The organism is Mycobacterium sp. 1164985.4 (assembly GCF_001668575.1).
In the GTDB taxonomy this organism is placed as follows: domain Bacteria; phylum Actinomycetota; class Actinomycetes; order Mycobacteriales; family Mycobacteriaceae; genus Mycobacterium.
In genome coordinates this window covers 84,647-105,755 of the sequence record NZ_LZMD01000053.1, presented here as the reverse complement: position 1 = coordinate 105,755, position 21,109 = coordinate 84,647, and the positions used below count along the sequence as shown (strand labels likewise).

Here is a 21,109-nt window from a genome sequence, read left to right as displayed (position 1 = left end):
ATTCAGGCGCGTCGCGGTGCGGCCAGGCGTTCGCGTCGAAGCTGTTCCACCTCTTCGATTTCGAGCGGCGTCAACTCGCCGACGACGCTACTGAGCAGGTGGTCGGCCAGCTCCGGGTTGCGGGCCAGACATGGCCCGTGCAGGTAGGTGGCGACGACGCTGCCCTGTACTGCACCGTCGAAGCCGTCGCCGGCGCGGTTGCCCGCACCGCTGACGACCTTCGCCAGCGGCCGCGCATCGGCGCCCAGAACCGTTCCGCCGCGGTGGTTTTCGAAGCCGGTCAGGCGCTGGGAGAGGCCGTTCAGCAGCGGCTGGGACACCACCTCGCCGATCGTGCGCTTGTCCTGCGGTGACGTCGTGACGTCGAGGAGGCCGACGCCGTCGACGCGCTCCCCCGACGACGTCTCGTACCAGTGGCCGAGCACCTGGATGGCCGCGCAGATCGCCAGCACCGGCGCACCCCGGGCCGCGGCCTGTTGCAATCCCGGGTAGCGCAACAGGTGTTCGGTGGCCAGGCGTTGCGCGTAGTCCTCGGCGCCGCCGAGCGTGTACAGGTCGAGTTCCGCGGGCACCGGGTCGTTCAGCGTGATCTCGACGATCTCGGCGTCAAATCCCCGCAGCCGCAGGCGTTGTCGCAACACGACGGCGTTGCCGCCGTCACCGTAGGTTCCCATCACGTCGGGCAGGACCAACCCGACGCGCACCGTCGACTCAGGCACCGCGACGCTCCAGGACCCGGTTCAACTGCAGGAACGCGGTGTAGTTGGCGATCACCTCGACGTGCCCGGGTGGGCACGACGCGATCGCCGCGAGGGTGTCGTGCACCAGCGTGTGTTCCACACCCGCGTAGCCCAATCGCACCGCGAGGTCGGTGCCGCGTTCCCCGGCCGCCACGACGTGGGTGTCCTCGAAGTGCTCGAACCGCACATCCCACAACCACGACAAATCTTCACCGTCGGGCACCTGACCGTTGACCGAGATCACCACCCCCGCACCGTGTTTGTCGACCATCGACAACGCTTCCTGCCAGCCCGCCGGGTTCTTCGCCAGCAGCACTCGCGCGGTGTGATCGCCGAGGCGCACGGTGCGGTAGCGTCCGGCGACCTCGTCGACACCCGACACCGCGGCCACCGCGGCCGCCGGGTCGGCGCCCATCGCGACCGCCGCCGCCACGGCCTGCGTGGCGTTGCCGCGGTTGACGGCGCCGGGCAGCGACAGCGTCATCGGCAGCGAGAAGCCGTCCGGACCATAGATGTTCGTGTCGTCGAACCACCAGTGCGGGCTCGGCCGCTTGAAGTCGGTTCCGGTGGAACGCCAGTCGTGGCTCTTACCGCCGTCGCGCAGGATGATCTCACCGGACCGTGGGCAGCTGACCGAGTCGTTGGCCCAGCTTCCGCCCGCGGCGACCCACACCACGTTGGGACTGTCGTAGGCCGCCGAGGTCATCAACACGTCGTCACAGTTGGCGATGACGACCGCCGACGGATGGCGGGCCAGGCCCGCGCGCAGCGTGCGCTCGATGTGGTTGATCTCGCCGACGCGGTCCAGCTGATCGCGCGACAGGTTCAGCAGCACGATCACCCGGGGGTCGACCGCGTCGGACACGTGCGGGACGTGCATCTCGTCGACCTCGAGCGCGGCCAGGGGCGCCTCCCGGGCACCGGCCAGCGCGGCGACCAGGCCGGCGTCCATGTTGGCGCCGGTGTCGTTGGTGGCGACGTCGGCGATCGTGCGTAGCGCGGCGGCGATCATCCGGGTGGTCGTCGACTTGCCGTTGGTTCCGGTGACCACGACGGTGCGGCGGCCCGCGCCGAGCTGGCCCAGCAGCGATTTGTCCAGCGCCAGCGCGACCAGCCCGCCGATCATCGCGCCGGCACCGCGCCCGGTGACCCGCGACGCCCAGCGGGCGCTTGCACCGGCCGCGAGGGCGAGCCGTCCACGTGTCGTGACCATCCCCGGCAGTTTAGGTAGCCGACACGCTGACGTGCGATTCGGCGAGGTCCCGTCTTTGTCACATCACCGTGCGATCCTGACGACGTGGGCCAGACGGACGCCGGATTTCGCCGGCCGGGCGGCTCTGAAGCCGAAGATCGGCCGGATTGGGGCCGACCGGCAGAGCACGCCGGACCGGGCTGGGCGGTCGTCGACGTGGAGACTTCGGGCTTCCGGCCGGGCCAGGCGCGCATCGTCAGCATCGCCGCGCTCGCTCTCGGCGACGACGGCAACGTCGAGAAAAGCCTGTACACCCTGCTCAACCCGGGTGTCGACCCCGGCCCGACCCACGTGCACGGCCTGACGGCGGAGATGCTGGAGGGCCAGCCCACGTTCGCCGACATCGTCGACCACCTCGTCGAACTGCTCGCCGGGCGCACCCTCGTCGCGCATAACGTCGGCTTCGACTACGCGTTCATGGCCGCCGAGGCCGAGCTGGTCAACCGCGAGCTGCCGACCGACACCGTGATGTGCACGGTCGAGCTGGCACGCAGGCTCGACCTGGGTACCGAGAACCTGCGGCTGGAGACGCTGGCCGCGCACTGGGGGATCAGCCAGATCCGCCCGCACGACGCCCTCGACGACGCCATGGTGCTTGCGCAGATCCTCAAACCGGTGCTGGTGCGGGCCCGCGAACGCAAGGTGTGGCTGCCGGTGCATCCGGTGTCGCGGCGGCGCTGGCCCAACGGTGTCGTCACCCATGACGAGCTGCGCCCGCTGAAGGCGGTCGCGTCGCGGCTGCCGTGCCCGTACCTGAATCCCGGGCGATACGTGTCCGGGCGGCCGCTGGTGCAGGGCATGCGGATCGCGCTGTCGGCGGAGATGGACCGCACCCATGAAGAGCTGATCGAACGGATCCTGCACGCCGGGCTGGCCTACACCGACGCCGTCGACCTCGAGACCTCGCTGGTCATCTGCAACGACGCCGACCCGGCGCAGGGTAAGGGCTACCAGGGCAAGGAGCTGGGGGTCCCGCTGGTTTCCGACACCGAGTTCGTGGGCGCACTTGCAAACGTCGTCGGCGGCACCGGCATCGAGGAGTTCACCGACAGCACCCTTGCCGGCGACCAATTCGCACTGTTCTGAATGGCAGACCATCGCATCGTTCTGGTGGACGTGGCCACCGCGTCGGCCCTCGCACAGGTGCTGCCGGTGCTGCTGCTCACGCTCACCGTCGAACTGAGAAGGACGCAACTGCACCGGACCCAGCCCAGGCTGCTGCTCGGCGCACTGTTCCTGGTGTTCGGGGTCGTCGAGACGGTTCTCGTGCTGTCGATCGACGGCTCGTTGGTCCCGTTCCAGTGGTTCGACCTGGTGTCCGCGCTGGTGATCCTGGGTCTGCTCGCCATCATCTTCTGGATGTCGCCGGTCGACTCGCCCAGCCGCGAGCGACCCAGGCGGCCGCGGTGAAGCCGGACGCTCGATACGAGGCCGCCGGCTTCACCACGGCGCCGGGAGGAAGGACGAACTTCAGCGGACCGCTGCGCGGGGGTGTGCTCAGCAATCTCACCCTCGGGCCGTGCGGGCCGCACAGGATGGCGCCGGTCTTGTGAACCGGCTGCTGACTGCCTTCCTCAGATCGGGCTCAGCGCGATGCGCGGTTGACCGCCGAGACCACCGCCCGCAGTGACGCGGTGGTGATCGACGGCGCGATGCCGACGCCCCATACGGTGTTGCCACCGACCGAGGCCTCGACATAAGCCGCGGCCTGCGCCTCTTCACCGGCCGAGAGCGCGTGCTCGGAGTAGTCGAGCACCGATACGTCGAACCCGATGGCGCCCAACGCATCAACGAACGCCGCCAGCGGACCGTTGCCCGCCCCGACGATCTCGCGCTCGACGCCGTCGACCTTCACCACCGCCTCGATGGTGTCGGTGCCGCCGTCCACCTCGGAGGCCGTCACCTTCTGACGGATGCGTTCGAGCGGGCGAATCGGCGCCAGGTACTCCTCGGCGAAGACGTCCCACATCTCCTTCGGGGACACCTCGCCGCCTTCGCCATCGGTGATCTTCTGGATCGCCTGGCTGAACTCGATCTGCAGCCGACGCGGAAGTGCCAGACCGTGATCGGCCTTCATGATGTAGGCGACGCCGCCCTTACCGGACTGCGAGTTGACTCGGATGACGGCCTCGTAGGTGCGGCCGACGTCTTTCGGGTCGATCGGCAGATACGGGACCTGCCACAGGATGTCGTCGACGTCCTTGTCCGCGGCGTCCGCGTCGACCTTCATCTGGTCGAGGCCCTTGTTGATGGCGTCCTGGTGGCTGCCCGAGAACGCGGTGTAGACCAGATCGCCGCCGTACGGGTGGCGTTCGTGCACCGGCAGTTGGTTGCAGTACTCCACGGTGCGGCGGGTCTCGTCGATGTTGGAGAAGTCGATCTGCGGATCGACGCCGCGCGAGAACATGTTCAGCCCCAGCGTCACCAGGCAGACGTTTCCGGTGCGCTCACCGTTGCCGAACAGGCAGCCCTCGATCCGGTCGGCGCCGGCCTGATAGCCCAATTCTGCTGCGGCGACAGCAGTTCCGCGGTCGTTGTGCGGATGCAGGCTCAAGATGATGCTGTCACGCGGGGTCAGGTTGCGGTGCATCCACTCGATCGAGTCGGCGTACACGTTGGGGGTGGCCATCTCAACAGTCGCGGGCAGGTTCACGATCAGCGGCGCATCGGGCGTCGGCTCGATGATCTCGGCGACGGCGTTGCACACGTCGACCGCGTACTCCAGTTCGGTGCCCGTGTAGGACTCCGGCGAGTACTCGAAGCGCCACAGGGTGCCCGGGTACTTCTTGGCCTCCTCGACGCACATCCGGGCGCCGTCGGTGGCGATCGCCTTGACTGCGTCACGGTCGGCGCGAAACACCACGCGCCGCTGCAGGATCGACGTCGAGTTGTAGAAGTGCACGATCGCGCGCGGTGCGCCCTCGCACGCCTCGAATGTCCGCTCGATCAGCTCGGGCCTGCACTGCGTCAGCACCTGGATCGTGACGTCGTCGGGGATCGCACCTTCGGTGATGATCTCGCGGACGAAGTCGTAGTCGGTCTGGCTGGCCGACGGGAAGCCGACCTCGATCTCCTTGTAGCCCATGCGCACCAACAGGTCGAACATGCGGCGCTTGCGCTGCGGGCTCATGGGATCGATCAGGGCCTGGTTGCCGTCGCGCAGGTCGACCGCGCACCACATCGGCGCGGAGTCGATGACCTTGTCCGGCCAGGTGCGGTCGGACAACCTGATGTCCTCGACCTCATCGGCGAATGTGCGGTAGCGGTTGACCGGCATCGCCGAGCCGCGCTGGGTGTTCCACGCCGGCTGGCCGGGATGGGGCGGGCCGGACGGTTGGGTGATCTGCCGGACGGACGAGAACGCGTCGGGTGAATCGGGTGAAGGTTTCGAAAACGTGGTCACGGTGTGGCTCCGGGAGTTGGAAGGGGACTCGACCGGCGCATCGCGAACACCCGCGACGGGAAGCCGGTCTGATCAGACCCCGTCGCGGCTGCCGAGAAGGAGCACCCGCTGCACGTTGGCCACTGTACTCCGGGGCATCCCGCGTCACAAAATGCAGGTCCTGCAATGCGCAGCGTCTACACCTGCGAGTCCGGGAACGCGATGACAGACAGGAAGCGGATCGGCAGCTCGATCAGGTCCACCGGCCCGTGTGCTCCCTCCCCGTCGAGCTGCAGCGAATCGCCGGGATAGAGGCGATAGACCGACCGGCTGTGGCTGTAGTCCATGACGCCTTCGAGAACGTAGATGAACTCGGTGCCTGGGTGCTGAAACAACGGATAGGTCTGGCTCTTCTCCGAGAGCGTGACCTGTAGGCATTCCAGCCGCTTGTGTTCGCCGCGCAGCGAGCCGAGAAGCTGGTACTCGTGGCCCTCGCGGGTGCCTTCGCGCACGATGCGCGCACCGGTGCCCGCTTTGACGAATGCGGCGGGTCGTTCGACGTCGGCGCCGCGAAACAGGCTGGTCACCGGCACGTCGAGGCCCTTCGCCAGCAGCGCCAGCGTGCTCAGGCTGCACGACGTCTGCGCGTTCTCGATCTTGCTCATCATCGCCTTGGAGATCCCGACTCGTGCGGCCATCTCGGCGACGGTGAGCCCCTGCTGCAGGCGGATCTGCCGGACGTTGCGCCCGATGGCCGCCTCGATCTCGAGCTCCTCGACAGGCGCCAGCGGATCGCGGTCGCGGGCGGTGCCGGATCTGTTGCGGAGCAGCGGTACGTCAGACATGTTTCCTGTCAGGAATCATCGCATCTGACCCGCGCCGACATACGGATGCGGGCTCTTCAGCAGGTCGCCGTCGGCGAAGCGCGACAACCGGAAGTCCGTCTCGGGGATCCGCGGATCGCTGCTGCATCCCTCGACCACCAGGTCGGCGACGAGCCGGCCGACGGCAGGCGCGATCTTGAAGCCGTGCCCGCTGAACCCGGCCGCCACCACCAGCCCGTCGATCTCGGTGGCGCTGATCACCGGATTCCAGTCGGGGGTGGCGTCGTAGCAGCCTGCGTAACTGCCCGTGATAGCTGCGTCGGGGAAGCCGGGGAACCGGGTGCCGACCCGGTCGACGGTCAGGTCGACGAACGCCTCCGACGCGCGGTTGGAGTAGGCGTCGGGGTCGGCGTCCTCGGGATCGGACAGGTCGCTGTTGCCGAACAGGATCTCGCCGCCGATTTCCGGGCGCACGTACTGCAGCGAGACCAGATCGGAGAACACCGGCACCGGCCCGACGTCCACGCCGGGGGAGATCAGCACGATCTGCTCGCGCACCACCCGGATCGGCACGTCGAGGCCGTAAAGGGCGAGAAACGGTCGCGTCCACGCTCCGGTGGCGACGACGACGGTGCCCGCCGACACCGTCTCGCCGTCGGTGGTGCGCACACCGGTCACACGGTCGCCCTCGAGCACCAACTCGGTCGCCGCGACACCCTGCTGGATCCGCACCCCCGCGGCCCGCGCCGATGCGGCGAACGCCTGCGCGGCCTGGTACGCGTCGCCGTATCCACCGCGGGATTCCCAGCCGAACGCGGCGAACGGCGACAGGTCGGCCCACGGCCACATCCGGGCGACCTCGTCAGCGTCGATCTCCTCGGTCTGCACCCCGACGCAGCGTTGCGCGGCAAGGCTTTTGCGTAGCGCGTCGACGTCCCGCGCACCGACGCCGACGACGTAGCCGGTCTGCCGGAAACCGATGTCGCCGCCGAAGATCTCCTCGGCTTTCTCGAACACCTCCAGCCCGACGGCGGCCATCGCAGCCAGCGAGCTGACCCCGTAATGGCAGCGGACGATGCCGCTCGACTTGCCGGTCATCCCGGCGCCGACGGTATTGCGCTCCAGCACAACGACATCGGTGACACCACGCTGGCTCAGAGCCCACGCCGCGGCTGCGCCCTCGACGCCGCCACCGATGATCACGACATCAGCCGTGGTCACGAGCCGGGAATCCAGTTCGTGCCCGCCAGCGGGACGCGGGCCATCGCGGCCGCCTCGATCGTGACGGCGACGAGGTCCTCCGGCTCGAGGTGGCACACGTGGGCCTTACCGCACGCCCGGGCGATGGTCTGGGCCTCCATCGTCAGCACCCGCAGGTAGTTGGCCAGTCGGCGGCCGCCTTCGACGGGATCGAACCGCGCCGCCAACTCGGGGTCCTGTGTGCTGATGCCCGCCGGATCGGTGCCGTCCTGGAAGTCGTCGAAGAAGCCGGCGGCGCTGCCGAGTTTCTCGTACTCGGCCGCATAGCGAGGGTGATTGTCGCCCAACGCGATCAAAGCCGCAGTGCCGATGGCCACCGCATCAGCGCCCAACGCCAACGCCTTGGCGACATCGGCACCGGTGCGAATGCCGCCCGACACGATCAGCTGGACGCGCCGATGGACCCCGAGCTCCTGCAGCGCCCGCACCGCCTCCGGTACGGCCGCCAGCGTCGGGATGCCGACGTGTTCGATGAACACCTCCTGGGTGGCCGCGGTGCCGCCCTGCATCCCATCGACGACAACCACATCGGCGCCGGCGTGCACCGCGAGCTTGACGTCGTAGTAGGTGCGGGTGGCGCCGACCTTGACGTAGATCGGCTTCTCCCAGTCGGTGAGCTCGCGCAACTCGTTGATCTTGATCGTCAGATCGTCCGGACCGGTCCAGTCCGGATGTCGGCACGCGGAGCGCTGGTCGATGCCCTCGGGCAGCGTGCGCATGGCCGCGACACGTGGTGAGATCTTCTGACCCAACAACATTCCACCGCCGCCGGGCTTGGCGCCCTGGCCGAGCACCACCTCGATCGCGTCGGCCTTGCGGAGGTCATCGGGGTTCATGCCGTACCGCGACGGAAGGTACTGGTAGATCAGGTACTTGCTCTGGCCGCGCTCCTCGGGGGTCATGCCGCCGTCGCCGGTGGTGGTCGACGTACCGACCTCGCTGGCGCCGCGGCCGAGCGCCTCCTTGGCGGGTCCGCTCAGCGCGCCGAACGACATCCCGGCGATCGTGACCGGGATGTCCAGGTGCAAAGGGTGTTTGGCGTGACGATCGCCGAGCACGACATCGGTGCCGCACCGTTCGCGGTAGCCCTCCAGGGGATAACGCGACATCGATGCGCCGAGGAACAAGAGGTCGTCGAAGTGCGGCAGCGGTCGCTTGGCGCCCCAGCCGCGGATGTCGTAGATGCCGGTTTCAGCCGCGCGCTGGATGGCGGCGATCATGGTGCGGTCGAACGTGGCGGATTCGCGAAGGGCCCAGGTGTTCATCAGTAGCTCGACGCGTTGTCGATGTGGAAGTGGTAAAGGCAGCGCGCCGACCCGTAACGGGCGTACGCATCTGTGTCGTCGTCGAATCCGGCCGTGGCCAACAGCTCTCGGAGCTCCCGGTGGTGTTCGGGCCGCATCGGCTTGGGGATGCAGTCGGCGCCGAGCGACGCCACCTCGCCGCGCACGTAGATCCGGGCCTCGTAGATCGAATCTCCGAGCGCTTCGCCGGCGTTCCCGCGCACGACGAGGCGACCCGCCTGCGCCATGAACGCGCTCATATGGCCGATGTCGCCGCCCACCACGATGTCCACCCCTTTCATCGAGATGCCGCACCGCGCGGCGGCGTTGCCGTCGATGACCAGAAGGCCCCCGTGGGCCGTCGCGCCCGCCGACTGTGAGGCGTCGCCTTTGACGTGGACGACGCCGCTCATCATGTTCTCGGCGACGCCGGTGCCCGCATTGCCGTTGATGACCACCTCGGCCCGCTGGTTCATGCCCGCGGCGTAGTAACCGACGTGGCCGTCGATCGTCACCCGTACCGGCGCGGTTAGGCCGACCGCGACGTTGTGCGCGCCTGCGGGATTGGCAATCACGAAGTCACCGGACAGCCCCGGCGCGTGCAGGGCCGCGTTGACCTCGCGCAGGGGCGTGGTGGTCAGGTCGTATTTCACGACCGATGAGGGCTTGCCCGAAGAGCATGTCAGCGTGTCCATGCGTAGACCACCTCCGGCTCAGGTTCCCAGATCTTGGCCGCACCGACGCCGGGAAGACCGGCCAGTGCGCGGTATTCGCTGGCCATCGCCACCCAGTCAGCGGTCTCGGCGATAACGGCGGGTTTACATGCGATGGCGTCGCGCACGACGGCGAACGAGTCGCGGTTGGAGACGAGCAGGGTGTAGAAGCCGTCGAACGCCTCGCACAGCTCCTTCAGCGCGGTCTGTACGTTGCGGCCCTCGGCGAGGCGGCTCGCGATGAACCGTGCGCCGACCTCGGTGTCGTTCTCGCTATCGAAACGTACTCCCGCAGCCCGCAGTTCGCGCCGGATGGTCGCGTAGTTCGCGAACGACCCGTTGTGCACCATGCACTGCTCGGGCCCGACCGCATACGGGTGGCAACCCGCGGGCGTCACTGCCGACTCCGTCGCCATCCGGGTGTGGCCGACGCCCTGCCAGCCCTGCGCCTTGGTCAGGTTCCAGTTCTCGGTCAGTGCCCGCGGATGTCCCACGCCCTTGAGCACGGCGAGGTCGGCGCCGAACCCGGCGATCAGCGCGTCGGGGTAGGCCGCCCGCACCGCGTCGTGCAATATCTCCGCGGGCACCTTCGCGGTGACGAGATACGTCGCGTCGTACCGCACCACGCTGACGTCCAGACCGATGGCCGCAGCCGTCGGCTCGGTTTCGAGGACCGAGACACAGCTCGTGCCCGGCGGAGACAGAGTCGGGTCGCCGTAGACCGCGATCCCCGCGGAATCCGAACCGCGGTCGCCCATTTCGCAGAGCATGTCGGTGAGTAGTTCCCCGAGTCGGGGATACAGGTCGGGGTTGCGCAGATGCAGCCCCACGATTCCGCACATCGGTGAGCTCCTCCTTTTAGAACGCGGTCAGGTAGTTGTCGATCTCCCAGGTGGTGACCGCGCTGTGATAGGCGAAGAACTCGTCGCGCTTGAGGGTGGCGAAGTAAGCCGCCACACCCTCACCCGAGGCATCCAGCACACCCGCGATCACCGGATCGCTCTCGAGCTCGTCAACCGCGTGCAGCAGTGTCGCAGGCAGCGGCGAACGATGCTGAGCACCAACGGGTCCAGGGTCGGTGCTGCGTTTGATGCCATCCAGCCCCGCGCCCAACGCGCCCGCGATCGCCAGATAGGGGTTGGCCGACCCGTCGCTGCCACGCAATTCGATGCGCTCGGCGTCGGGCACCCGGATGTAGTGCGTGCGGTCGTTGCCGCCGTAGCTCGGGGTGTTCGGCGACCAGGATGCCCCCGACGCCGTGGTGGTGGCGCGGGTTCGCTTGTAGGAGTTGACCGTCGGCGCCACCACGGCCTGCAGGGCGCACGCGTGCTCGAGGATCCCACCGAGGAACGCGTAGGCCGTCTCGGACAGTCCGAGTCGGCGTTGATCGGGTTCGTCGGGTCCAGCGGGGAACACCGGCCTTCCCGCACTGGTCAGCGACAGGTGCAGATGCAGTCCGCTGCCCGTGCGATCGGCGAACGGTTTCGGCATGAAGGTGGCGACCATGCCGCGCTCGGCGGCGATGGTCGAGAGCAGATAGCGCAACGTCACGACGCGGTCGGCGGTGGTGAGGGCGTCGGCGAACTCGAAGTTCTGCTCGAACTGACCGTTGCCGTCCTCGTGATCGTTGGCGTAGTTGGACCAGCCCAGCTGGTTCATCGCCGTCGAGATCGCGGTGAGGTGGTCGTACATCCGGGTGACGCCGCGTGCGTCGTAGCAGGGTTGCGCGGCGGTGTCGGCGGCGTCCGCGGTGCACAGCCCGCCGTCTGGGGTGCGGCGCAGCAGGAAGTACTCGACCTCCGCGCCCACCCACGGTTCGAAGCCGGCGTCGGCGGCCTGCTGGATCAGCGCCTTGAGGATGACGCGCGGCGCGTACGGCCACGGCGCGCCCTCCACGTGCGGATCGCAGTGCACGATAGCCAGCCCGTCCTTGATGAACGGGATGGGCGTGAACGAGTCGACATCCGGAATCGCCATCATGTCCGGGTCTTTGGGTTCCTGTCCCATCGCCCCGACGGCGTACCCGGCGAATCCGACGCCCTCGGTGGCGAGCAGGTCTACCGCCTCGACGGGAACCAGCTTGGCGCACGGCTTTCCGCGCAGATCGACGAACAGCGCGAGGATGAACTTGGTCCCGGACTCCTCGGCCAGGGTGGCCAGATCTTTGGACATTCTTCCGAACCTGTCTTCTGTAGTGAATCGCTGTGTCGTAGAAGGAAACTCGATAGATCCGAAATGGCCGGCGCGGCAAAGGGGCGCCGCGCCGGCCGGATTCGGCTCAGGCGGGTTGCAGTGCGTACGCCGAGTCGCGGTGGAACTTGGCGTCGATGCCGGTCTCTTCCTCGTCCGGCGAGATGCGGATGCCCATCGTCTTCTTGATCGCGAAGGCGATGATGTAGGCCACGACGAACGAGTACGCCATGACCGCGCCAGCGGCGACCGCCTGCTTCCACAGCTGCTCGAGGCCGCCGCCATAGAACAGGCCGTTGGTGGCGCCGGGCATCGCCTCACTGGCGAAGAAGCCGATCAGGAGCGTCCCGATCAGCCCACCGACGAGGTGCACCCCGACCACGTCGAGGCTGTCGTCGTAGCCGAACCGGTCCTTGAGTCCGACGGCGTAGACGCACACCGCACCCGCGATGGCGCCGACGCAGATGGCGCCGACCGGGGTGACCGAACCGCAGGCCGGGGTGATCGCGACCAGTCCGGTGATCGCGCCCGAGGCGGCGCCGACACCGGTGACGTGACCGGTCTTGACCTTCTCGAACGTCAGCCAGGCCAGCGTCGCGGCGCACGTCGCGACGAACGTCGTGACCATGACGATCGCGGCCGAGGTGCCCGCGGACAGGGCCGAACCGCCGTTGAACGCATACCAACCGGCCCACAGCAGGCCGGCGCCGAGCAGCGTCAGCGGAACGTTGTGGGGCTTGCGGCTTCCGAACAGTGCGGAGCGGCCGAGCACGATCGCGACGGCCAGCGCCGCGGCGCCCGCGTTGATGTGCACCGCGGTGCCACCGGCGAAGTCGAGCGCGCCGAGCTTGTTGGCGATCCAGCCGCCGACCGAATCCTCGGTCACCACGCCGTCGAACGCGAACACCCAGTGCGCGGCGGGGAAGTACACCAGCACGGCCCACAGCGCGGCGAACACCATCCATGCGCTGAACTTCATCCGGTCGGCGGCCGCACCGGAGACGAGCGCGACCGTGATGGCGGCGAACAGGGCCTGGAACAACGCGAACAAACTGACCGGGAGGCCGTCGACGGTCGTCATCGCCTCGGTCAGGTCGGTCATTCCGTCGAATTCGGTGAAGCTGCCGATGAATCCGCCGTAGGACGTGCCGAACACCATCGAGAAGCCGAACAGCACCCAGAGGACACCCACGAGCGCGGCCGCGCCGAAGGTCATCATCATCATGTTCGTCGAGCTCTTGACCGACACCATGCCGCCGTAGAAGAGCGCGAGACCGGGGATCATCAGCGTGAGCGCGATGATGCAGCACAGCATGAACGCCGTGGTTCCTGTATCCATTAACCATCTCCTGAAGTGATGCGGCCCACGTCGGAGCCGTTCACTGTCAGTAACCGGTGTTTCTGTTACGTGGACCGGCTCGCCATGTTGCGCGTGCGTTAAGAATCCGCCGCATGGCTAGAGTGCAAGCGGTGATGAGACTTGACCGGCGATGGTGGGTGGCGATCGCCGTCGTTGTGATCGTGGCAGTGGCGTTCGTCTACAGCCAGCTTCAGAAACCGCCCGAGGAATGCGGACCGGTCCTCGATCTGCTCGAGTTCAACAAACAGCAGGGCGATTTGATCAGCTCGAAGAGCGAAGGCGCCGAGGGTCCGCCGACCCAGGCCGAGGAGCTCGCCTACCGGCAATGGGCCGACGGGCTCGCCGAACGCGCACGCAATGTCGATGCACCGGAGCTGCGCTTCACCGCAGTGCAGGTGGCCGATCTGGCTGGACAGTTCGTCGAGAAGATGCCCCAGGCGCGCGCGGCGACGGAGTCGCGGGCACCGGGCGCTCCTGCCCCGCAGATTTATTACGAGATGTCGGCGCTCGACACTCAGATACGGCGCAAGCTCGCCGAGCTGTCAAAAGCCTGCACGACCTAAGGTCCCTCATAAGATCACTCAGCGTGTGTACGCGCGTCATGTATCTCGGAACCGACAACCGCAACATCACCGGCCGTTCCATGGACTGGAAGTCGGAGATCCAAACGAATCTGTGGGCGTTCCCGCGTGGTGTCCACCGCACCGGGCAGGCCGGTCCGAACTCGGCGGAATGGACCTCTGAGTACGGCAGCGTGGTGGCCAGCGGCTACGACATCAGCACGACCGACGGCGTGAACGAGGCCGCTCTCGCGGTCAACCTGCTGTGGCTGGCCGAGTCGCAATACCCCGACGCGACCGCCGCGGGCCCCGCCGTCTCGTTGGCGCTGTGGGGGCAGTACGTGCTCGACAACTTCGCGACGGTGGCCGAGGCCGTGCAGGCGTTGCGCGCGACCCCGCTACGGGTGGCCACCGCGCAGGTGCCCGGCGAGGAGCGGATGGCGACGCTGCACCTTGCGATGTCCGACGCGAGCGGCGACAGCGCGATCATCGAGTACATCGACGGCGAGCAGGTCATCCACCACAGCCGCGACTACCGCGTGATGACGAACTCGCCGACCTTCGACAAGCAACTTGCCATCGACGAGTACTGGAAGCAGATCGGCGGCACCGTAATGCTGCCGGGGACCAACCGCGCCGCCGACCGGTTCGTGCGGGCGTCGTTCTACATCGAGGCGGTACCCAAGACCGACGATCCGCTGCTGGCCGCCGCGACGGTGTTCAGCGTCGTGCGCAACGTGTCGGTGCCGTACGGCATCTCGACGCCGGAAGAGCCGAACATCTCGACCACCCGCTGGCGCACCGTCGTCGACCACAAGGCGCTTCGGTATTTCTTCGAGTCGGCGCTCTCGCCGAACACGTTCTGGGTCGAGTTGGCCAACCTCGACTTCTCGCCGGGCGCCCCGACGCTGCGGCTGCAACTCGGCGAGGGCGAGAAGACGATCTACGCGGGCGAAGCCAGCTCGGCGTTCGAGCGGGCCGAGCCGTTCACCTTCCTTCCGGTGGCCTGATAGCCCGGTTCCGGGAGGGCCGTCACGGCCGGAAGAAATCGATTCGCCAGAGCCCTTATCCTTGTTGGGATCCTTGCCAGCTCTTGAAAGGCTTGTTCAGTGGCGCTCGTCGTGCAGAAGTACGGCGGATCCTCGGTCGCCGACGCCGAGCGGATTCGCCGCGTCGCAGAGCGGATCGTCGAGACGAAGAAGCAGGGCAACGATGTGGTCGTTGTCGTCTCGGCGATGGGCGACACCACCGACGACCTGCTTGACCTCGCCAACCAGGTCTGTCCCGCACCGCCCCCTCGCGAGATGGACATGCTGCTGACAGCCGGGGAACGGATCTCCAACGCGCTGGTCGCCATGGCGATCCACTCGCTTGGTGCGCAGGCGCGGTCGTTCACCGGATCGCAGGCCGGCGTGATCACCACGGGCATCCACGGCAACGCCAAAATCATCGACGTCACCCCAGGCCGGTTGCGTGACGCGCTTGACCAAGGCGTGATCGTGCTGGTCGCCGGGTTCCAGGGGGTCAGCCAGGACAGCAAGGATGTCACCACGTTGGGAAGGGGCGGCTCGGACACCACGGCCGTCGCGCTGGCGGCGGCGCTCAAGGCCGATGTCTGTGAGATCTACACCGACGTCGACGGCATCTTCACCGCCGACCCGCGGATCGTGCCCAACGCGCACCACCTCGACCAGATCAGCTTTGAGGAGATGCTCGAGATGGCCGCTTGCGGGGCCAAGGTGTTGATGCTGCGCTGCGTGGAGTACGCCCGACGCTATAACGTGCCGATCCGCGTCCGCTCGTCATACTCGGACAATCCCGGCACCCTGGTGACCGGATCGATGGAGGACATTCCCGTGGAAGACGCCATTCTGACCGGAGTCGCACACGACCGCAGCGAGGCCAAGGTGACAGTCGTCGGCATTCCCGACGTACCCGGTTTTGCCGCCAAGGTGTTCCGGGTCGTCGCCGACGCTGACATCAACATCGACATGGTGCTGCAGAACATCTCCAAGGTCGAGGACGGCAAGACCGACATCACGTTCACGTGCCCGCGCGACAACGGCCCGGCGGCGGTCGAGAAGTTGACGTCGCGCCAGGGCGAGATCGGTTTCACCGGCGTGCTCTACGACGACCACATCGGCAAGGTCTCGCTGGTGGGTGCCGGTATGAAGAGCCATCCCGGCGTGACTGCCACATTCTGCGAGACGTTGGCGTCGGTCGGCGTGAATATCGATCTGATCTCCACTTCCGAGATCCGGATCTCGGTGCTGGTCAAGGACACCGACCTGGACAAGGCGGTCGCCGCGCTGCACGAGGCGTTCGGCCTCGGCGGCGACGAGCAGGCCGTCGTCTACGCAGGGACGGGGCGTTAGATGGCGCGCGATCGGCTCTCCATCGGAGTGGTAGGTGCGACCGGTCAGGTCGGCCAGGTGATGCGGACGTTGTTGGAGGAGCGCGACTTTCCGGCGACCGACGTGCGGTTCTTCGCTTCCGCGCGTTCGCAGGGCAAGAAGCTGTCGTTCCGCGGGCAGGAGATCGAGGTCGAGGACGCCGCGACCGCCGACCCCTCCGGTCTGGACATCGCGTTGTTCTCCGCAGGTGCGACGATGTCGCGCGTGCAGGCGCCGCGGTTCGCCGAGGCCGGTGCAGTCGTGGTCGACAACTCGTCGGCGTGGCGCAAGGACCCGGACGTGCCGCTGGTGGTCAGCGAGGTGAACTTCGCCCGTGACGTGCGGGGCGTGACCCTGAAGAAGGGCATCATCGCGAACCCGAACTGCACGACGATGGCCGCGATGCCGGTGCTCAAGCCGTTGCATGACGAGGCGGGCCTGGTGCGGATGATCGCGTCGACGTACCAGGCGGTGTCGGGCAGCGGCGTCGCCGGCGTCGAAGAGTTGTTCGGTCAGGCCAGCGCGGTCGTCGGCAACAGCCGCGACCTGGTGGCCGACGGCTCCGCGCTGGATTTCCCGGAGCCGTCGAAGTACGTGGCCCCGATCGCGTTCAACGTGGTCCCGATGGCCGGTTCGTATGTCGACGACGGCTCCGGTGAGACCGATGAGGACCAGAAGCTGCGCAACGAGAGCCGCAAGATCCTCGGCATCCCGGACCTGGCGGTGAGCGGAACCTGCGTACGCGTTCCGGTGTACACGGGGCATTCACTGTCGCTCAACCTCGAGTTTTCGCAACCGCTTTCGGTGCAGCGGGCCAACGAGTTGCTCCGCGCGGCACCGGGCGTGAAGCTGGTGGACGTGCCGACCCCGTTGGCCGCGGCCGGGGTGGACGACTCGCTGGTCGGCCGGATCCGCCAGGACCCCGGTGTGCCTGACGGCCGCGGGTTGGCGTTGTTCGTCTCCGGGGACAACCTGCGGAAGGGCGCGGCCCTCAACACGATTCAGATTGCCGAGCTGCTGGCCGCCGAACTCTGACGCTGCCTTGCGCCGAAACTGCAATGCAGCAGGCCTGCTCTCGATCTTTGTCTGCTGGAGTACCGTTTCGCTGGTCGGTGTTGCCGCCGCCCAGCCCGCGCCGATTCCCGACCCCGTTCTGCCGCCGCTGGCGCCCGGGCAGGTGATCCGGATCGGCCCGACGGCCGGAACCGGAACTCCGACACGCGATTACGGTATTGGCGCCACGGATCTGTGTGAGTTCATGGAGTTTCCCAGTGGCATCCTGCAGGTCTGCGGTGACAGTTTCGCGGGGCAGGGCGTCGGCTATGGCGGGTGGTTCTCGCCGATTGCCTTGCATGTCGAGACCGAGTCGATCGACGACCCCGGCGGTGTGCGCTATGACGGGGTGACCGGAACCGACCGACCGCTGCTGGCCGATCCGACGCCCGAGGGCATGTCGCAACTGCCCGCGGGTGTCGTACAGATCAACCGGCAGAACTACCTGATGGTCACGACCGTGCGGGAACTGGTGCCGCAGACCTCCCGCCTGGTGAAAGCCGATCCATCACAGAGCAATTGGCCGACGCTGCCCGACTCGGGGCGTCCGGCGTCCTACGCCGAGGGCAGTCAGTCGCAGATCAGCGGCTACTACGACCCGATCCCGCGGTCGGACTCCGAGACCGGGTGGGTCTACATCGTGGCCAACAACTTTGACCGCAGCGCGCCGCTGGTGCTGTACCGCGCCATGCCCCAGGAGTTCGAGGACCGGTCGAGTTGGCAAGGCTGGTCGGCCGATTCGGGATGGGGGCAGCCTCCAACACCATTGTGGCCGGACGCGGTCGGCGAGATGAGCATCCGGCAGATCGACGGCAAGACGGTGCTGTCGTACTTCAACGCCACCACCGGCAACATGGAGATGCGGGTGGCCAACGATCCGACGGGCCTGGGCACCGCGCCGGTGACCACTGTCGTCGTCGCATCCGAGTGGCCGGACCCGACGGACCACCTCGGGCCGCCGGAGAGCAACCGCCTGGCCCAACCGTACGGCGGTTACATCTCACCCGGTTCGACGCTCGACGAGGTGCGGGTGTTCGTCAGCCAGTGGAACACCGGACCGCGCGGCGGGTCGCCGTATCGTGTGATCCAGTTCGCGGTCAACCCGTTCAAGCCGTCGTAACGGTTCGTCGCCAACGCAACGCATCTTCGAATGTGCACAACCCGCTCACGCGGACAATGTCACGCACAGAGGCGTTCTACTCGACCGGTCAGGTCGTCGATGCACCCGTGAGCTAGAGTTCCGTTCTCAATGGCTGAGATGGGGGAGTCTGCTACCGCCGAAGGGCAGCCGGGCACATTGCTTCGGCCCGGGCCCACCCCTAGGTGCGCGATGAGGGTCAAGGGGCGAGCCGCGGACGCGTTGACGGTCGGAATCGCGGCCGGGTTGATCAGCGGAGTCGGCTCGGGGAATCCATCGTTTTGGTATGACGAGGCTGCAACCATCTCGGGTGCGTCGCGAACGCTTCCTCAATTGCTGCAGCTGATTCACAACAGCGACTCGGCTCACCCCTTTTACTACCTGATGATGCACGCGTGGTTCGAGCTGGTTCCGCCAAGCGAGTTCTGGTCTCGGGTGCCGAGTTGGGTCGCCGTAGCGATCGCAGCAAGTGGGGTCGTCATTCTGACCGGTCTGATGTCCACGCGTGCAGTGGCGATCTGCGCGGGAATCATTTTCGCGATTCTCCCCCGCGTCACCGCGGCCGGCATCGAAGCCCGTCCGTACGGTCTGACCTGCGTGGCGAGCGTCTGGCTGACGGTCGTGCTGGTGATTGCACTGCGACGTAAACGGGCGTCAATCTGGCTCTTGTACTCGCTTCTGCTCGCGGTATCGGTAGCGCTGAATATCTATCTGGTACTCATGACGCTTATCCATATCTTTGCCTTGCCCGTGCTCGGCGCAGCGCGACGGCAGTACGGTGCATGGCTGATATCTGTCGGCGCATCGGGCGCCGTGCTTGCCCCGTACCTGCTCTTCCTGGAGCGGCAGACGGGTCAGCTGAGCTGGATTGCGCCGCTGAGCGGCTCCACCGTGGTCGACGTTCTGATAAACCAGTACTTCGAGTACTCAATATCATTCACGGCAGCAGCCTTACTACTGCTCACGGCGACCGCCGTAGTACCGGCGTTTCGCCGACGCTTCAGGGCTATACCCGGTAATCAGAAGCTCCTGTTCTTGTGCGCCGGTTGGGCCGTCATTCCAACGACTTCACTTCTAGCGATATCCGCACTATCGCAACCACTTTACGTTGATCGCTACCTTACGTTCACGTCGCCGGCGATAGCTGTTGTATCGGCGATGAGCGCGCTCAGCATTGGTCGGAAGCCCATCGGCATCGCGCTGATCATTGCAGTTCTCGTTATCGCTGCGCTGCCGAATTACATTCGGCAGCGCAGCGACTACGCCAAGGCGGGGATGGACTACAGCGCGGTGGCTGATCTGATCACCAGGCAGGCATCGCCCGGCGATTGTCTGTTGCTCGACGACACAGTCGATTGGCAGCCGGGTCCGATACGACCGCTCGTTCATGCTCGACGTGACGCTTATGAGCCGCTCGTCGATGTGGGGGCCGGCCAATCGGCGACCTCTACTGGCACACTTTGGGACGAAAATCTTGCACCGTTCACAGTCGCGGACAGGATCGCGAAATGCTCGACCATATGGACTGTTTCGGAGAAGGATCCCGCCCTGGCGACGCACGAGGCCGGAGTCGCACTTCCGCCCGGCCCCCGATTCTCAACGGTCAATGCTTTCTGGGTGCCCCGCGAGTTGGGCTTCCGGCTGGTCGAGCGGTGGCAATTCAATCTCAGCCAAGTCACCAAAGCGGTCCGCTGAGGATTCAGGCGACGGTGCCGACGTGCTCCGCCGATTCACCGATGGTGGCGCCGCCGTCACCGACGATCGTGCGCATCAAGACCTGGTGCTCGCGGTCTCCGCGGTCGGCTGCGCGGTCGATTCCCCCGGGCAGTGCGATCGCGGCGATGCTGCGGGTCAGGTTCACGGGCAGCCGCAGCGCCGGATACCACGGCAGGTGCGGCCGCAGACCCAAGGCGCGCATGGTCCGAGGGCCGAGGAAGCCGCTGGTGACCGAAAGGTGTTGCGCCCGAGCGATGCGACGTCGAATGGCGGGCATGGCGTCGTAGCGCCAGATCAGTGGGTCGTCGGCCATCGGAACGGCCAGCTGTCGCGACGACTCGTCAGGCTCCGCCAGTGCCCCGAGGGTGTGATAGAGCACCCGGATGCTGTCGCGGAAGCTGCGCGGCAGCCACTCGTCCTCCACGCCCATCAGCCAGCCGACGTAGCGGGTCAGGTGAGCGACGGCCTCATACTCCTTCGGCCGCAACACGATTCCCATCCCCACAACGCCCACGGCGGGTGCGACCAGGGCACCGATCAGCGTCGCCGCCATGTCGGTCTGGTTGATCGGGACGCCCCACTCCTCGGCGCGCCAGTCCGGCATCGCGGCCACATGCTTGCGCACGAGCCCATGGATCAGCCGCACCCGGAGGGTGGATCGGTAGCCGGCGCCCAGATACTCGAGGCCGCCTTCGGAGATGACATCCATCGCCCACTGCATCGTCTCGGCGAAGCGCTTGTTCGAGCCCTTCTCGAGGGCCCCGGTGCGCAGCAGCGTCTTGTTGAAACCCGAGAACTGGTAGCCGCCGAGAAGCGATACGTCACGGGCGACGTACATACCGTCGGCGCCGCCGCGACGCAGCGCGCGCTGTCCGCGGCGCAGCTTCTGGGGGTCGACCCAGTCCGGAAGCTTCTCCACGGCCTTGAAGAACTCGCGCAGTGGCTCCGCAGCTTCGGCGACCGCATCGATGCCGTGGGTCAGTGCCCTGTCGAACAACGGACGTGTCTGTTTGACGCCGACGGTCGACATCCATTCGACGAGGCGATCCACCGGCTCATCGCCGACCGTCAACCGCTCGCCCAGCCGTCGCCACTGCTGTGGTGTGGGCTCGCCGATGCCCATCGCCTTGGCCACGACGCGAATGCCGGCTGGCACGGGGCGGGGTCGCTCCGGGTGACGCGTCGGGATAGGACGCTGCATCGTCTCGATTCCCTTCAAGCCAGGCTGACAACGCGTGTAGTCGA

Annotated in this window: 19 protein-coding genes; 8 read left to right on the top strand and 11 right to left on the bottom strand. The window is 67.0% G+C overall.

The window, feature by feature from the left end; all coding sequences use genetic code 11:
* Positions 1-2 precede the first annotated feature (2 nt).
* Both A5650_RS08830 and A5650_RS08825 read right to left on the bottom strand, forming a co-directional pair.
* The gene (locus A5650_RS08830) at positions 3-719 is read right to left on the bottom strand and encodes a type 1 glutamine amidotransferase (protein WP_067289116.1); all 717 of its coding nucleotides are present in this window, start codon (positions 717-719) and stop codon (positions 3-5) included.
* Positions 712-1,953, bottom strand: a complete 1,242-nt coding sequence (locus A5650_RS08825) for a Mur ligase family protein (RefSeq protein WP_067289112.1) — start codon at positions 1,951-1,953, stop codon at positions 712-714. The genes A5650_RS08830 and A5650_RS08825 overlap by 8 nt, the downstream gene beginning before the upstream one ends.
* A gap of 84 nt (positions 1,954-2,037) precedes the next feature.
* Between A5650_RS08825 and A5650_RS08820 the strand changes: the two genes are divergently transcribed.
* Together A5650_RS08820 and A5650_RS08815 are read left to right on the top strand one after the other, a co-directional pair.
* Positions 2,038-3,078 (top strand): DEDDh family exonuclease, encoded by a 1,041-nt coding sequence (locus tag A5650_RS08820; RefSeq protein WP_082950670.1) that lies wholly within the window; start codon positions 2,038-2,040, stop codon positions 3,076-3,078.
* The gene (locus A5650_RS08815) at positions 3,079-3,402 is read left to right on the top strand and encodes a hypothetical protein (protein ID WP_067289108.1); all 324 of its coding nucleotides are present in this window, start codon (positions 3,079-3,081) and stop codon (positions 3,400-3,402) included. It begins immediately after the preceding gene.
* Positions 3,403-3,577: 175 nt separating this feature from the next.
* Here the strand turns inward: A5650_RS08815 and leuA are convergent, their stop codons facing one another.
* The 8 genes from leuA to A5650_RS08775 form a co-directional block, all read right to left on the bottom strand.
* Positions 3,578-5,395, bottom strand: a complete 1,818-nt coding sequence (gene leuA, locus A5650_RS08810) for a 2-isopropylmalate synthase (RefSeq protein WP_067289106.1) — start codon at positions 5,393-5,395, stop codon at positions 3,578-3,580.
* 176 nt (positions 5,396-5,571) lie between these two features.
* Positions 5,572-6,219 (bottom strand): helix-turn-helix domain-containing protein, encoded by a 648-nt coding sequence (locus A5650_RS08805; RefSeq protein ID WP_067289102.1) that lies wholly within the window; start codon positions 6,217-6,219, stop codon positions 5,572-5,574.
* A gap of 15 nt (positions 6,220-6,234) precedes the next feature.
* A complete protein-coding gene (locus A5650_RS08800) occupies positions 6,235-7,419 on the bottom strand; it encodes an NAD(P)/FAD-dependent oxidoreductase (protein WP_067289100.1) in 1,185 nt (394 codons plus the stop codon).
* A complete protein-coding gene (locus A5650_RS08795) occupies positions 7,416-8,723 on the bottom strand; it encodes an FMN-binding glutamate synthase family protein (RefSeq protein WP_067289097.1) in 1,308 nt (435 codons plus the stop codon). Before A5650_RS08795 ends, A5650_RS08800 begins: the two co-directional genes overlap by 4 nt.
* Entirely contained in the window at positions 8,723-9,436 is a 714-nt protein-coding gene (locus A5650_RS08790) for a protein glxC (RefSeq protein ID WP_067289095.1), read from the bottom strand. The genes A5650_RS08795 and A5650_RS08790 overlap by 1 nt, the downstream gene beginning before the upstream one ends.
* Positions 9,424-10,296 carry a class II glutamine amidotransferase domain-containing protein gene (locus A5650_RS08785; RefSeq protein ID WP_067289092.1) on the bottom strand — a complete coding sequence of 291 codons (873 nt, stop codon included), beginning with the start codon at positions 10,294-10,296 and terminating at the stop codon, positions 9,424-9,426. Before A5650_RS08785 ends, A5650_RS08790 begins: the two co-directional genes overlap by 13 nt.
* Before the next feature lie 16 nt (positions 10,297-10,312).
* Entirely contained in the window at positions 10,313-11,626 is a 1,314-nt protein-coding gene (gene glnT, locus A5650_RS08780; RefSeq protein ID WP_067289090.1) for a type III glutamate--ammonia ligase, read from the bottom strand.
* 106 nt (positions 11,627-11,732) lie between these two features.
* Positions 11,733-12,983 carry an ammonium transporter gene (locus tag A5650_RS08775; protein ID WP_067289088.1) on the bottom strand — a complete coding sequence of 417 codons (1,251 nt, stop codon included), beginning with the start codon at positions 12,981-12,983 and terminating at the stop codon, positions 11,733-11,735.
* A 134-nt stretch (positions 12,984-13,117) separates the two neighbouring features.
* Here A5650_RS08775 and A5650_RS08770 point away from each other — a divergent pair, with 134 nt between their 5' ends.
* The 6 genes from A5650_RS08770 to A5650_RS08745 all read left to right on the top strand — a co-directional run bounded on the left by A5650_RS08770 (position 13,118) and on the right by A5650_RS08745 (position 19,843).
* On the top strand, positions 13,118-13,567 hold the full coding sequence (locus A5650_RS08770; protein WP_067289192.1) for a hypothetical protein: 450 nt from the start codon (positions 13,118-13,120) through the stop codon (positions 13,565-13,567).
* A gap of 23 nt (positions 13,568-13,590) precedes the next feature.
* Positions 13,591-14,574, top strand: a complete 984-nt coding sequence (locus tag A5650_RS08765; RefSeq protein WP_067289086.1) for a linear amide C-N hydrolase — start codon at positions 13,591-13,593, stop codon at positions 14,572-14,574.
* A 99-nt stretch (positions 14,575-14,673) separates the two neighbouring features.
* The gene (locus A5650_RS08760; protein ID WP_067289084.1) at positions 14,674-15,939 is read left to right on the top strand and encodes an aspartate kinase; all 1,266 of its coding nucleotides are present in this window, start codon (positions 14,674-14,676) and stop codon (positions 15,937-15,939) included.
* Positions 15,940-16,992, top strand: coding sequence for an aspartate-semialdehyde dehydrogenase (locus A5650_RS08755; protein WP_067289082.1), 1,053 nt, complete (start codon positions 15,940-15,942; stop codon positions 16,990-16,992).
* 43 nt (positions 16,993-17,035) lie between these two features.
* Entirely contained in the window at positions 17,036-18,130 is a 1,095-nt protein-coding gene (locus A5650_RS08750) for a DUF4185 domain-containing protein (protein ID WP_231992572.1), read from the top strand.
* Positions 18,131-18,340: 210 nt separating this feature from the next.
* The gene (locus A5650_RS08745) at positions 18,341-19,843 is read left to right on the top strand and encodes a glycosyltransferase family 39 protein (protein WP_067289185.1); all 1,503 of its coding nucleotides are present in this window, start codon (positions 18,341-18,343) and stop codon (positions 19,841-19,843) included.
* 4 nt (positions 19,844-19,847) lie between these two features.
* On the opposite strand, the gene A5650_RS08740 is transcribed toward A5650_RS08745, so the two are convergent.
* Entirely contained in the window at positions 19,848-21,065 is a 1,218-nt protein-coding gene (locus A5650_RS08740) for an oxygenase MpaB family protein (protein WP_067289181.1), read from the bottom strand.
* Positions 21,066-21,109 lie beyond the last annotated feature (44 nt).